12 protein-coding genes, 2 pseudogenes and 1 riboswitch are annotated in these 12,847 nt (G+C 64.5%); of the genes and pseudogenes, 4 read left to right on the top strand and 10 right to left on the bottom strand.

All coding sequences use genetic code 11. From position 1 onward, the window contains the following. Positions 1-774, top strand: coding sequence for a precorrin-6A synthase (deacetylating) (gene cobF / locus ACFFJB_RS02880; RefSeq protein ID WP_376829330.1), 774 nt, complete (start codon positions 1-3; stop codon positions 772-774). An 11-nt stretch (positions 775-785) separates the two neighbouring features. Here the strand turns inward: cobF and cobD are convergent, their stop codons facing one another. After that, positions 786-1,895, bottom strand: coding sequence for a threonine-phosphate decarboxylase CobD (gene cobD, locus ACFFJB_RS02875; RefSeq protein ID WP_376829328.1), 1,110 nt, complete (start codon positions 1,893-1,895; stop codon positions 786-788). A 52-nt stretch (positions 1,896-1,947) separates the two neighbouring features. On the opposite strand from cobD, the gene cbiB reads away from it, so the two are divergent. The 3 genes and pseudogenes from cbiB to ACFFJB_RS02860 all read left to right on the top strand — a co-directional run. Further along, positions 1,948-2,934: an adenosylcobinamide-phosphate synthase CbiB gene (gene cbiB / locus ACFFJB_RS02870; RefSeq protein WP_376832493.1), complete on the top strand. Its 987-nt coding sequence runs from the start codon at positions 1,948-1,950 to the stop codon at positions 2,932-2,934. Positions 2,935-2,974: 40 nt separating this feature from the next. Continuing rightward, the gene (locus tag ACFFJB_RS02865; protein ID WP_376829326.1) at positions 2,975-4,459 is read left to right on the top strand and encodes a cobyric acid synthase; all 1,485 of its coding nucleotides are present in this window, start codon (positions 2,975-2,977) and stop codon (positions 4,457-4,459) included. 189 nt (positions 4,460-4,648) lie between these two features. Next, positions 4,649-4,846, top strand: a riboswitch (cobalamin riboswitch). 204 nt (positions 4,847-5,050) lie between these two features. Then, positions 5,051-5,524: pseudogene (locus tag ACFFJB_RS02860) on the top strand (IS6 family transposase); the annotation flags it as partial. Between the two features lie 51 nt (positions 5,525-5,575). Here the strand turns inward: ACFFJB_RS02860 and ACFFJB_RS02855 are convergent. The 9 genes and pseudogenes from ACFFJB_RS02855 to ACFFJB_RS02815 form a co-directional block, all read right to left on the bottom strand. Further along, entirely contained in the window at positions 5,576-6,010 is a 435-nt protein-coding gene (locus ACFFJB_RS02855) for an integrase core domain-containing protein (protein ID WP_376829324.1), read from the bottom strand. 43 nt (positions 6,011-6,053) lie between these two features. Beyond that, a protein-coding gene (locus ACFFJB_RS02850; protein WP_376829323.1) for an IS3 family transposase occupies positions 6,054-7,120 on the bottom strand; the annotation gives its coding sequence in 2 pieces (ribosomal slippage) (positions 6,054-6,904 and positions 6,904-7,120; 1,068 coding nt in all). Between the two features lie 44 nt (positions 7,121-7,164). Then, complete coding sequence (gene tnpC, locus ACFFJB_RS02845) at positions 7,165-8,793, bottom strand: IS66 family transposase (RefSeq protein ID WP_376828577.1); 1,629 nt, start codon at positions 8,791-8,793, stop codon at positions 7,165-7,167. Positions 8,794-8,871: 78 nt separating this feature from the next. Then, positions 8,872-9,213: an IS66 family insertion sequence element accessory protein TnpB gene (gene tnpB / locus ACFFJB_RS02840; protein ID WP_376828492.1), complete on the bottom strand. Its 342-nt coding sequence runs from the start codon at positions 9,211-9,213 to the stop codon at positions 8,872-8,874. Further along, positions 9,210-9,596: an IS66-like element accessory protein TnpA gene (gene tnpA / locus ACFFJB_RS02835; RefSeq protein ID WP_376828579.1), complete on the bottom strand. Its 387-nt coding sequence runs from the start codon at positions 9,594-9,596 to the stop codon at positions 9,210-9,212. Before tnpA ends, tnpB begins: the two co-directional genes overlap by 4 nt. Positions 9,597-9,792: 196 nt before the next feature. Further along, positions 9,793-9,891: pseudogene (locus tag ACFFJB_RS02830) on the bottom strand (hypothetical protein); the annotation flags it as partial. Between the two features lie 164 nt (positions 9,892-10,055). Further along, positions 10,056-11,111 carry a FecCD family ABC transporter permease gene (locus ACFFJB_RS02825; RefSeq protein WP_376829321.1) on the bottom strand — a complete coding sequence of 352 codons (1,056 nt, stop codon included), beginning with the start codon at positions 11,109-11,111 and terminating at the stop codon, positions 10,056-10,058. Further along, positions 11,098-12,015 (bottom strand): ABC transporter substrate-binding protein, encoded by a 918-nt coding sequence (locus tag ACFFJB_RS02820; RefSeq protein ID WP_376829319.1) that lies wholly within the window; start codon positions 12,013-12,015, stop codon positions 11,098-11,100. Before ACFFJB_RS02820 ends, ACFFJB_RS02825 begins: the two co-directional genes overlap by 14 nt. 47 nt (positions 12,016-12,062) lie before the next feature. Then, entirely contained in the window at positions 12,063-12,845 is a 783-nt protein-coding gene (locus tag ACFFJB_RS02815) for an ABC transporter ATP-binding protein (RefSeq protein ID WP_376829318.1), read from the bottom strand. Between the last annotated feature and the right edge of the window lie 2 nt (positions 12,846-12,847).

The raw sequence follows: 12,847 nt of genomic DNA, 5'->3' as shown, positions 1-12,847 counted from the left end.
GTGCAGCGCTTCTCAGTCATTGGCATTGGCGCGGGTCACCCCGACCAACTCACAATCCAGGCTGTCAACGCCCTCAACCGCCTCGACGTGCTGTTTATTCCCCGTAAGGCTGGGCAAAAGGACGATCTGGCGACCCTGCGCCGCGAGATCTGCCGTCGGCACCTGACCAATCCGTCGACGCGGATCATCGAATTCAACCTCCCGCAACGCGCTGCCGACGACAACCGCTATGTGGAAACAGTCGATGAATGGCATCAGGCCATCGCCTGCGCCTATTGCGAGTTGATCAAGGCGCATGTGCCGGAGGACGGCGCCGCTGGGCTGTTGGTCTGGGGCGATCCATCGCTTTACGACAGCACGCTGCGCATTCTCGACCGCGTCGATGCGTTGCGGGGCCACCCTGTCGCGCGTGACGTCATTCCAGGCGTCACCAGCATGCAGGCGCTGACCGCGGCCCATGGCGTCACGTTGAATGACATCGCGCGGCCAGTGGTCATCACGACTGGCCGACTGCTGCGTCAGGGCTTCCCGGTTGATGCGGACACCGCGTTGGTGATGCTTGATGGAGGTTGCGCCTTCACATGTCTCGCCGGAGCCGATTTCGATATCTGGTGGGGGGCTTACCTCGGTATGGAGCATCAACTGCTGCGCAGCGGCCCGCTCGATCGCATCGGTCCTGAGATTGTCGCCCTGCGCGCCGAAGCGCGCGAACGTCACGGATGGATCATGGACATCTATCTGCTACGCCGTCGGTCGGCCTGCGCCCTGCCATGATGCCCGCGTCTTCAACCGTCGTTGAACGTCGCGCGGAAACGATCGAGCGCCTGCGCTACACGTCGCACCGCCGCCTTGTCTGGCGGCAGGCCGAAGCGCAGCACGTCAGCGCCCAGTCCGCTTTCAGCCTCAAACCGTCGAACCCAGACGCCATGTTGCGCCAGTATCGTGAACAGGGTTTGCGCCCGATCATGACGAGCGAGCCGGAACAGTCCTGTGCCGCCGACGATCGACAGCCCTGCGCCGATCAACATGCGATCCAGCCTGGAGGCTTCCGCGGCAAGCCGTTTGCGCATGGCCATGCGCCATGGCGTATCGGCGAGCGCCGCCTGCCCGGCGACAAGCGCTGGACCGGAAACTGCCCACGGGCCGAGGATGGCCTCCAGTCGCTCAGCATGGGCACGACAGGCAATGGCGAAGCCGAGGCGTACGCCAGCCAGGCCGTAAAACTTTCCGAACGAGCGCAACACAATCAGCGCGCCGGACACGTCCTCGCGCCCGACGCAGTCCGTGACGCTCTCAACATCGCTTGCATCGATGAACGCCTCGTCGACCACCAGCAAGCCGCGCTTGCGCTTCAGATGCGCTGCAAGGTCGAGCAATTCCTCGCGGGGCAACGCCCGGCCGTCCGGATTGTTCGGGTTGACCACCACCACAAGATCAGCGTCATACAGAGCGCTCACGGACTGCGCCTCGCGCACCTGATGGCCCGCAATGGCGGCTGCGCGGCGATGCTCGGCATAGGTCGGCGACAACACCGCCGCCACGCCAGGCATGACCAGCATCATCACCTGCGGCAGCAGCATCTGTGTGCCGGGACCCGCGACGACCGCAGCCCCCTGCCCAACGCCCCAGGCTTCCGCCGCGGTGTTGCACAATGCGACGTGCAGGCCGGGCTCCGGCAACCTGGTCAGCGCCCAGGTTGGGGCGGGTTTGCGGGAATAGACATGCGGGTTGATCCCAGTCGACAGATCAATCCAAGGCAGCTGCGCATCGGGAAACAATCGCGCCGCTTGTTCCAGAGAGCCGCCATGCACGATGCGCTCGGGAGTGCTCGCCGGAGCCGCGTCCTGACCCTGACCCGCAGTCATCGCAAAAGCGCCGGAGTAGAAGCACGCCATGTCATTGTCTGAAATGTCCTGGTCTGGTGTGGGCGCGGAGGGCTGGCTGGCGATGTGCTTTGCGCTCGCCTTCACCGCGATGGCGATTGAACGCGTGACCGGCTATCCGGCCGCCCTGCTCCGGCGCATCGGCCACCCGGTCACCTGGATTGGCGCGATCATCACGGCGCTGGAAACACGTCTGAACCGGTCGGACATGCCCGCGCTTCGCCGTCAGGCCTTTGGCCTATTTACGCTGATTCTGCTGGTTCTCACGAGCGGGGGAGCGGCGTTTCTGGTGGAAATCTCTGTACAGGCGCTGCTTGGGGTATTGCTTGGCTTCATGGTCACAGCGGTCGTCGCCAGCGCCCTTGTCGCCCAACGCAGCCTCGACGAACATGTTCAAGCCGTCGCTGACGCGCTGGAGCGGGACGGTCTTGCCGGGGGACGGCGTGCGGCGTCGATGATCGTTGGCCGCGATCCCGATCAACTTGACGAAGCAGCGGTGTGTCGGGCGGCGCTCGAAAGTTTGGCCGAGAATTACTCCGATGGCGTCACGGCGCCGGTGTTCTGGCTGGCCATCGGCGGCCTGCCGGGCGGCGCCATTTACAAGGCGATCAACACGGCTGACAGCATGATCGGCCATCTCAACGACCGTTATCGTGATTTTGGCCGGGCGGCGGCGCGTCTTGACGATCTGGTCAACTTGCCCGCCTCCCGCCTGAGCGCCTTGACCATCATCGCCGCAGCCGCCTTAACCGATGGGGCGAACGCCCGCGCCAGCCTTGCAGCGGTGCGACGCGATGCGCGGCTGCATCGCTCACCCAATGCCGGGTGGCCCGAGGCGGCGATGGCGGGGGCCCTTGGACTCGAACTGGCCGGTCCCCGTGTCTATGGCGGCGTGCTGGTCGACGACGCCGCCATGGGGCGCGGCGGCAGACGCGAAGCCCATGCTGCTGACATCAGACAAGCTTTGCGCCTCTATCGCCGCGCGTCGCTCATTCTGATGGCGCTGATCGTCATTCCGCCCACCACATACAGCCTGAGCTGGATCCTGTGAGCCGCGAATCTGGCCATGCGCTCAGTGAGAGGAACTCCCTATGACTGCCCGCGCCATCATGTTTCAGGGCACAGGCTCGGATGTAGGCAAGTCGCTGATCGTCGCGGGCCTGGCGCGTGCGCTGAGCAATCGCGGCCTGACCGTACGCCCATTCAAACCTCAGAACATGTCGAATAACGCTGCGGTGACAGTCGACGGCGGCGAAATCGGTCGGGCGCAGGCCTTGCAGGCCCGCGCGGCCCGGGTGGCGCCCAGCGTCCACATGAACCCGGTGTTGCTCAAACCGCAAAGCGCCACTGGTTCGCAGGTGATCGTGCAGGGCCAGATGCGCGGCACAGCAGGCGCGGCGGACTACCAGGCGCTGAAGCGCGGCCTGATGGACGCGGTGCTGGACAGCTACCAACGCCTTTGCACTGACGCCGACATCGTGTTGGTGGAAGGCGCCGGAAGCGCCTCCGAGATTAATCTGCGCGCCAATGACATCGCCAATATGGGCTTTGCGCGCGCCGCCAATGTTCCGGTCGTGCTGATAGGCGACATTGATCGCGGTGGGGTGATCGCCAGCCTCGTCGGCACGAAAACAGTGATCGACCCGGCAGACGCCGCCATGATCAAGGGGTTCATTGTCAACCGCTTCCGCGGTGATCCAACGCTATTCTCAGAAGGCATGGCGGAGATCGCGCGCCGCGCTGGCTGGGCGGCGCTGGGCCTGATCCCGCATTTCGATGATGCGCGCCTGCTGCCCGCGGAGGATGCGCTCACCCTAACCAAAGGGGCCGTTGCGTCGGCTGGCGCGCGCAAATCCCGCATTCGGATCGCCGTGCCCATCCTGCCGCAAATTTCAAATTTCGACGACCTGGATCCGCTGGACGCGGAGCCTGACGTCGAGGTGTTGCGCGTTTGGCCAGGGACGGCGTTGCCTGGCGATGCCGATCTGGTGATTCTGCCGGGCTCGAAATCCACCATTGCAGCGCTGGGAGCCTTGCGCGCCGCTGGTTTCGACATCGACATCGCCGCCCATGTGCGACGTGGAGGCCGTGTGCATGGCATCTGCGGCGGATACCAGATGCTTGGACGCACAATTGCGGACCCACAGGGGGTCGAGGGACCTTCCAACAGCGTTGATGGCCTCGGTCTGCTCAATGTCGACACTATCCTTGGCTCCGCGAAAACCCTCCGCGCTGTCACGGGCGTCAGTTTCGATGGCGCACCGCTCACGGGTTATGAAATGCACGTTGGCCGGACAGTTGGGCTGGATGGCGCACGCCCCTTCGCCATTCTCAGCGATGGCGTGCGAGACGGCTCGGTTTCCGATGACGGCCGCATCACCGGGGGCTACATTCACGGCCTGTTCGCGCACGACGCCCAGCGTTCAGCCTGGTTGCACAGGCTGGGCGGTGCGACCTCCGCTGTCCCTTATGAAACCCGGATAGAGGACACGCTCGACTCGCTGGCCGAACATCTCGAGCGGCATCTTGCTGTGGACGCCTTGCTTGAAATCGCTGCAGACGGCGCATCATTCTGACGGCAGCCTCACACCTGATCGGCTGCGTTGCCGCAGGTCTGATGGAAGCCAACCCTTCAGGGGCTTGGGCTTTCCATCTGCCGCCGCTGTCGGGCGGCGCGCCGGGCGCCATGGCAAGGCCCAATGCGCCAGCCAACCCGTCCTCTCTCAAAACTGGGGACAGTCGTTTGACAATGGATGATCGCAGCCACAATATCTTGAGGTCTCGGTGCCATCATATCGCTAGATATATGGATAATAGGGAAGTCGGTTCGATGCCGACGCTGCCCCCGCAACTGTAAGTGACGAGTGTCTGCTTCGCTTCAAGCCACTGGGAATATCCCGGGAAGGCGGAAGCAGGCGCGTTGAGTCACGAGCCAGGAAACCTGCCGCGACAGCAATTAAACGTCCTCGGGCGGGGTGTCCCGGTGGAGCGTGTGCGGGCTGTCAGTATTTGCTGTGCCTACCCGTGGCGCGTCCGCTCGGGCTTCGCTCCCATGTACGGGAATGGAAGCCATGTATCGATCACAAGAGGACCTGTCGCAAAGTTTCTGGCGTTAACCCGGAGTTGGGGGCAGCGGGGCGAGGATGATGGTGCCGGAGACCGACGCCATGATCCTGAACACCCTCGCCGACAAACTCAAACGTCGCGCCAGAGACGATTTCAAGGGCCGCCATTTCGAGGCACCGCTGATCATTCAGGCGGTGACATGGTATCTGCGCTATCCGCTCAGCTACCGTGATCTCGAAAGCCTGTTCGCCGAGCGTGGCTTCGATGTCGATCATGCCACTATCAACCGCTGGGTTCTGACCTACGCGCCGATGATCGAGAAACGTCTGCACCGGTTCCGTAAACCCCATTGTGGTTCGATCCGTGTCGACGAGACCTACATCAAGATCCGTGGCCAGTGGCGCTATCTCTACCGAGCCGTCGACAAACATGGGACGCCAATTGATTTCCTGCTGACCGCCCACCGCGATCTTGCTGCGGCCAAACGCTTTTTCTGCAAGGCGCTGAAGGACTGCCCCTTGCTGGCCCCTGACAAGATCGGCACTGACGGAGCCAGCGTCTATCCAGAGGTGGTCCTGAATTTTGGACCAGTCAGCCGCCCAGTTAAGCTCGGATCAGGTGTTGCCTCAGGCGGCAGCTCTGAGGTCGTGGTTGCAGGTAGCATATGTTTCGCCGGGCGTCCGTCCTCCATGAGATGAGTGCGGCCGGCTTTCGTTGTAGTAGGTGATCCAGGCGGCGATGCCCTTGCGGGCTTCCGATCCGGTTTCAAAGGCGTTCAGGTAAACGCATTCATATTTCAGCGACCGCCACAGCCTTTCGATCATCCGGTTGTCGATCCAGCGGCCGCGGCCATCCATGGATATCTTCACGTTGGCGTCCAGCAACACCCTGGTGAAATCCGTGCTGGTGAATTGCGAACCCTGATCCGTGTTGAAAATCTCGGGCACACCATATCGGGCCAGCGCCTCCTCCAGGGCTTCGATGCAAAAGCCCGTATCCATAGAGTTCGACAGTCGCCAGCTCAGCACCTTGCGACTGTGCCAGTTGACCTGAGACCCCAATCTCCTCCGGTTTGAGGGAGAGTCCTGAGTTTCGTTTCTGGCCTCATGCGGCCTGTTTTTCCAGCGTGGATTTCTTTGCGAACTCGGCTGGCGGCATGTTGCCGAGGGCCGAGTGTGGTCGGTGATGGTTGTAGTCCTCCTTCCATGAGATGATGGCGGCGCGGGCCTCTGGTAGCGTCGAGAACAGCGTGTCATTGAGGCATTCGTCCCTGAAGCGCCCGTTGAAGCTCTCCACGAAGGCGTTCTGAGTAGGCTTGCCCGGCGCGATGTAGTGCCATTCGACGCCGGTCTGCTGGCACCACCGCAGCACCGCCATCGAGGTCAGCTCCGTGCCGTTGTCGGAGACGATTGTGTCGGGCCGGCCGCGCCAGCGGATGATGGCGTCCAGTTCGCGAACGACGCGCAGGCCAGACAGGGACGTGTCGGCGATCAGCGCCAGGCACTCCCGCGTGTAGTCGTCGACGACGGCCAGCACACGGAAGCGACGGCCGTCGGTGAAGGTATCGGAGACGAAGTCCAGGCTCCACCGGGCGTTGGGGCGATCGGGAACGAGCATGGGCCTGCGCGTGCCCAGCGCTCGCTTGCGACCGCCGCGTCGGCGCACCTGCAGCTTCTCTTCCCGGTAGAGGCGCCGCAGCTTCTTCTGGTTCATCACGATGCCCTGGCGGTCCAGCATGACGTGGATCCTGCGATAGCCGAACCGCCGGCGTTCCGCCGCCACCGCCTTCATCGCCTCGCGCAACGAAGCGTCGTCCGGACGGATGCTGGTGTAGCGCACCGTCGAACGGTCGATCCTCAGAGCCTGGCACGCCCGACGCTGGCTCACCCCATGCATCTCGCAGGCATGAGCCACCGCCTTCCGCTTCGCATCGGGCGTCACCATTTTTTTGCGGCAACATCCTTCAGGATCGCGTTGTCCAGCATCTGCTCGGCCAAGAGCTTCTTCAGCCGCGCGTTCTCGTCTTCCAAAGCCTTCAGGCGACGGGCATCGGACACCTCCATGCCGCCGAACTTCGCCTTGAACTTGTAGAAGGTCGCTGCCGAGATGCCATACTTGCGGCAGACATCCGCCGTCTTCGCCCCGGCCTCCTGCTCCTTCAGCGTAAGCATGCGGTGAGCACCACATCTGAGACGCCTCCGCCTCAGGCTATGCCTTACCCCGTGGTGGCTGCCTTCCAGTTCCACGGCAGCAGTTCATCGATACGCGCAGCCGGAATGCTATTGATCCTGGCGAGGACGTCGGCCAGCCACGCCTGAGGATCAACGTCGTTCATGCGGGCGGTGACAATCAGGCTGTACATCGCCGCAGCGCGCTGTCCGCCGCGATCCGATCCGCAGAACAGCCACGCCTTGCGGCCAAGGGCGACGCCGCGCAGCGCCCGTTCGGCGGCGTTGTTCGACAGGCAGATCCGCCCGTCATCGAGGAAGCGCGTGAACGATGGCCAGCGCTGGCTCAGATAGCCGATGGCCCTCACCAGGGGATGGCCACGACTGAACTGGTCCCGGGTCTGGCCAAGCCATGCCTCCAGCTGCGCAATCACCGGCGCGCTGCGCATCTGGCGCACGGCCCGGCGCCCGTCGGCGCTGGCTCCATTGATGTCGCGTTCGATCGCGAACAGGCTGTCGATCAGGCGAACAGCTTCCAGCGCCCGCGGATAGACGGACGGCGGCTTCAATCCCCTGGCCGTTTTGCGGGCGGCGCTTTCGATGTCCGCCAGCTCAAAGAACTTGCGTCTTGCGTGCGCCCAGCAACCCGCCTCCAGAATGGGGGCTGGCGCGCGCTCTGGCCTGTACAGCTCATTGTAACCGCCATAGGCGTCGGCCTGAAGAATGCCGCTCCATGCCCTGAGGTGCTCCTGCGGGTGAACGCCCCGACGGTCGCGTGAGTAATGGAAGACAGCCGCCGGTGGCGCGGGGCCGCCCCAGGGGGCGTCGTCACGCACATAGGTCCAGAGCCGGCCCGTATCGGTCTTGCCCTTCGCCAGCACCGGAACCGTGGTGTCGTCGCCATGCAGCCGTTTAGCCGCCAGCACATGCGCCTCGATCCGCGAGAACAGCGGGGCCAGCACCGAGGCAGCGCCGCCGACCTGATCCGCCAGCGTCGACAGGCCCAGCGGCACGCCCTCGCGGGCATAGCGCTCGCACTGGCGGTTGAGCGGCTGATGCTGGCCAAACTTCTCGAACACGATCTGGGCCAGAAGCCGGGGACCGGCCCAGCCGCGCGGCAGCACATGGAACGGCGCTGGAGCCTGGGCGATGGCCTCGCAGTCGCGGCACGAGAACTTCTCCCGCACCGTCTGGATCACCTTCCACTGGCGCGGGATCACCTCCAGCGTCTCGGTGATGTCCTCGCCCAGCTTCCTCAGCCGCGCGCCGCCGCAGCAGGCGCAGGCGCGCGGGGCTTCAACCACCACCCGCTCACGCGGCAGGTGCTCAGGGAAAGGCTGACGCGCGGGCTTCCTGCGGCGGAACGCGGCGACAGGCGTGGTCGCGCGGGCGGCGGCTTTCTCTGCGGCAAGCTCGTCCTCGGTCGCGCCAGTCTCAAGCTCCTCCAGCTGCAGCTCAAGCTGGTCGAGCAGGCGGGCGGTCCGCTCCGATGAGGCGCCAAAGCGCTCACGTTTGTACTTCGCAATGAGCAGCTTCAGATGGGCGATCTGCGCCTGGTCATCGGCGCGCCGGGCCCGGGCTGCGGCGGCTTCTGCCTCGGCCCGGTCAGCCCGCTCCACGGCGGCGACGAGCGCCGCTTTCAGCGCTGCGACATCGTCAGGAACGGGGCTGGCCATGGCTTTCATGACCGTAGTGAATCACAGATCAGGGCGTTTGTGGCGCCCCAAAATGCCGTCTGGCCAAACTATTTTTGCTCAGCCGGCGCTGCGCGGCCTCCAGCTGTGTTGCGGATGGCGCCAGTCAATTCCTTCGAGCAAATAGCCGAGCTGGGCTGCCGTTAAGGCAACCGCGCCGCCCCCTGTCGCAGGCCAGATGAACCGGCCGCGTTCCAGCCGCTTCGCATAGAGCGACATGCCGATCCCGTCGTGCCACAGGATCTTGCACAGTGCGCCGCCGCGGCCCCGGAAGACATACAGGTCGCCGCAATGGGGATCGCGCCGGAAATGCTCCTGCACCAGCAGCGCAAGGCCATTCATGCCCTTCCTCATGTCGGTGTGGCCAGAGCAGATCCACACCCGGGCGCCGGCGGGGATCATCGCAGCGCCTGCAGCACGGCGCTGACCAGCGCAGGCGGGGCTGAAAGGGGGATATCAATCCGCGCTGTGACAAGGGTGACGCTGATCACCGGGGCGCCTTCAGGCCCCGGGCTGCATTCATCGCCCGCCACAGCTTCCAGGCTTGAGCCCGCCGCCACCGGCGCAGACCCCTCATCCTCTGTCAGGACAACCGGCACGAACCTCCCCGCTGCCTGCCGGGCCTCGCGGCGCCACTTGTAGATCAGGCTGGTGGCCACACCGAACCGTCGCGCGACCTCCGCAATCACCGCGCTGGGCATGGTTGACGCCAGCACAATCTCTTCGCGCTCCGCCGCACTCCAGCGACGGCGACGTTCGGATCCGGAAATAACCGCCACTTGCATGAACCTGCGCTCTTAACTGCGTCCTTATGAGCACAGCTTCAGCACAAGGCACTGTCACGACAAGGCGGCCTTCGCCGGAGGCTCACCCTTCAGCATCCCGATGATCTGTTCTTCCGTGAACCGCGAGGGTCGCATCGTCCGTCTCCGTGATCGACGGACTCTACCCAAATCTGGAGGAAGTTCAGGGTCTCAGGTCATACTTCTTGGCCAGCTCAGCCGTCGTCAGCTCCTCGCGAATGGCCTCCAGGGCCACCTTCGCCTTGAACTCAGCCGAATAGCGTTTGCGTGTCGTCATACTGCTCGTCCTTCGTCAGGTGTTCGAGCTTAACGACTGGTCCGAAATTCTGGGACCACCTCTTCCTGCGCGTCTGCTTCGAGTGAAATCCAGAGAGACCGGGAAATCGGTTTTCGACAGTGCGCCCGGCACCTAATCTGGTTACGGCTAGCCATACGCCGTCTTCACCTGGGGCGACGACGCAGAATAAGAACGAAGAACAGACCGCCGACCACGCCGGTTACAATGCCGATGGGAAGATCGTCAGGCGCGATCAGCGTCCGGGAGGCTATATCGGCGAGCACAAGGAACGTGGCGCCCAGAAGCGCGCTCGCGGGCAGCACCAGCCGGTTGTCGCCGCCCAGAACCATCCGCACCAGATGCGGGGCCATCAGACCGACGAACCCGATCATACCCGACACGGAGACCAGCACGCCGGTGACAAACGCGCCCACGGTCATGTGCAGCAGCCGCGCCCGTCCCACGGCAACGCCCAGGGTTATCGCCGTCTCGTCGCCCATGGCGAGCGCGTTGAGTTCGCGCCGGCGCAGCATGAACCACCCGCCGCCGATGACCAGCGCCAGCGCCGGCGCCGGCAGTGTGCTCCAGTCCGCCGAGCCAAAACCGCCCAGGGCCCAGAACACCACATTGGCTGCTGCGCGCTGGTCTGCGAACAGGATCAGCAGGTTGGCGCAAGCGGTTCCCACAAACGACACGGCCACGCCCGCGAGGATAAGCCTGTCTGCGGTCGTGGAGCCGGTGACCCGCGAGATCGACAGAACGATCAGCGTCGCAGCCAGGGCGCCTCCAAAAGCAAACAAAGGCGTGGTCGCCGGTCCGAAAACGTCGCCTACGTGAAGGATCGCCAGGTTAGCGCCGAAAATGGCGCCCGCGGCGACACCCAGCAAATAGGGGTCCGCAAGCGGGTTGCGCGTAGCCGATTGCATCGCAGCGCCCACCATGCCGAGGCCGGCGCCCACAAGGGCCGCCAGAACGATGCGCGGCAGGCGCAGGTCCCACACAATGACTTCAAAGCCGGGTTTCCAGTAGGCCGCCATGTCCGACGGCGCGATGCGGCTCATGACGATGTCTGCGACCTCACGGAACGGGATGTGCGCCGCGCCAACTGCGAGCGATCCGGCCATGGCAGTGACAAGCACAAGGATCACAGTCAGCGTGGCGAGGATCACCTGCCAATCGTGCCGACGCGTCGATTGTTGCGCGTTCTCAGTCCCGGCCATGGAGAAACTCCGCAATTTTCTCGACCGCTTCCACGTTGCGTGGGCCAGGAGTGAGTTCGTTATAACCAAGCGCCAGCAGGCGGCCTTCACGCACCGCCCGAAGATCGCGCAGGCCAGGGCGTGAGGTCAGGTATTTCATCTTCCGCTGCACATCACCGTTGCCGAAATCCATCATGATGATGGCGTCCGGGTCCTGCTCGATGACCCGCTCCCAGCTGATGCGCGTCCAGTTTCCCGACGTGTCGTCCGCCATATTGCGCCCGCCAGCGGCTTCGATCAGCGCCGTGGGCATGGAATGGGCGCCGGCAGTGCCGGCCACGCGACCGGCGCTATCAAACAGAAAGACATTGAGCCGCTTTTTCCCGGCAACTTTCGCAGCCACAGCGTCAACCCGCTGGCGGTAGCCGGCGACCAGCGCTTCGGCGCGGCTCTCGACCCTGAAAATGCGTCCGAGATTCAGCAGGTCGCGGTAAAGATAATCGAGCGTCGGCTTTACGCGCCAGCCAATACGGATGCAGCTCTCGGTCAGCTCGTAGACGGGAATATTGAAGCGGGTGAGACGCTCCGGCGTGACCTCGCCGCCCACGCGCATGCCGTAGCTCCAGCCGGCGAAGTAGAAATCAGCGCCCTCGCTGAGCAGGGTTTCCCGATTGGGATACCCGCGCTGGATCTGGCGCAGGTCGGCGGCTTTGGGGAACAGATCCTGTGCTGAGGCGCGCACCCGGTCACGATGACCGATGTAGCCGAGCATGCGGTCGGTAAGGTCGAGCGCCAGCATCATCTCTGTGAGATTTGAATCATACGAGACGGCCCGTTCTGGCGGTTTGTCGACCGTCAGAATGCGATCACAACTGCGCACCTGGACCGGTTCCGCCAGGCTGAGGCTGGCTGTTCCCAGCAGCACAGCGAGCGCGCCGCCAGGCGCCGCCAGTCGACGGCCTGGTCCGCGCCTCATGGTCCGTCCTCCGGGAGGCGATACTCGAAGCGAAGCGACGATGCCCAGGGCGCAGCCTTCGCCTCCACGTCGAAGCTGCTGCGGATCAGTCCAGGCTGCAGCGTCTCCCGCACCGGGCCGAACGCCATCTGCCTGCCGTCGCGGAGGACCAAGACGTGGTCAGCCACATCCGCAGCCATGTCGAGGTCATGCAGAGTGGTCACAATGGTCATCTCAAGACCGCGCAGCAGCGCGATGGCCTCAAGCCGGTGGCGGATGTCGAGGTGATTGGTCGGCTCGTCGAGCACCAGCACGCCGGGCTGCTGGGCCAGCGCCCGGGCGATGAGCGCCCGCTGCTTTTCGCCGCCTGACAGGGTGGAGAAGGTGCGTCGGGCAAGATGCGCCACGTCCATGCGCGCCATGGCCACATCGACCGCCTTCGCCCCCGCCGCGCGACCGAGCAGGCCGAAGACGTGCGGGGTGCGGCCTGCGTCCACCATCTCGCGCACGGTGAAGGCGAAATCGCCGGGGCTTTCCTGCAGCACCGCCGCCACCATCCGGGCGACGCGACGGGCAGGCAGGGACCACACATCCGCGCCGTCGATCCGCACCGACCCGGCGATGGGCCGGTGCAGGCGATAGATGCACCGCAGCAGGGTCGATTTGCCGGCGCCATTGGGGCCGACGATGGCCAGCCGCGCTCCTGGCGCCAGCATGAGGCTGACGCCTGAAATGATTGGCCGGCGCCCCGGCGGGCCCCAGGCCAGATCGTCTATCTGCAGGCTAAGCGGCTGCGTCATGG

The organism is Camelimonas abortus (assembly GCF_042432745.1).
Classification (GTDB): Bacteria; Pseudomonadota; Alphaproteobacteria; order Rhizobiales; family Beijerinckiaceae; genus Camelimonas; species Camelimonas abortus.
Note: the sequence above shows the minus strand (reverse complement) of the source record. Positions and strands in the feature narration are given on the sequence as shown.

Coding starts and splice junctions, on each gene's coding strand:
- ACFFJB_RS02815 (WP_376829318.1), bottom strand. CDS start 12,845: ATGACGCAGCCGCTTAGCCTGCAGATAGACGATCTGGCCTGGGGCCCG.
- cbiB (WP_376832493.1), top strand. CDS start 1,948: ATGTGCTTTGCGCTCGCCTTCACCGCGATGGCGATTGAACGCGTGACC.
- tnpC (WP_376828577.1), bottom strand. CDS start 8,793: ATGGCCAGCCCCGTTCCTGACGATGTCGCAGCGCTGAAAGCGGCGCTC.
- ACFFJB_RS02865 (WP_376829326.1), top strand. CDS start 2,975: ATGACTGCCCGCGCCATCATGTTTCAGGGCACAGGCTCGGATGTAGGC.
- ACFFJB_RS02825 (WP_376829321.1), bottom strand. CDS start 11,111: ATGGCCGGGACTGAGAACGCGCAACAATCGACGCGTCGGCACGATTGG.
- tnpB (WP_376828492.1), bottom strand. CDS start 9,213: ATGATCCCCGCCGGCGCCCGGGTGTGGATCTGCTCTGGCCACACCGAC.
- tnpA (WP_376828579.1), bottom strand. CDS start 9,596: ATGCAAGTGGCGGTTATTTCCGGATCCGAACGTCGCCGTCGCTGGAGT.
- cobD (WP_376829328.1), bottom strand. CDS start 1,895: ATGGCGTGCTTCTACTCCGGCGCTTTTGCGATGACTGCGGGTCAGGGT.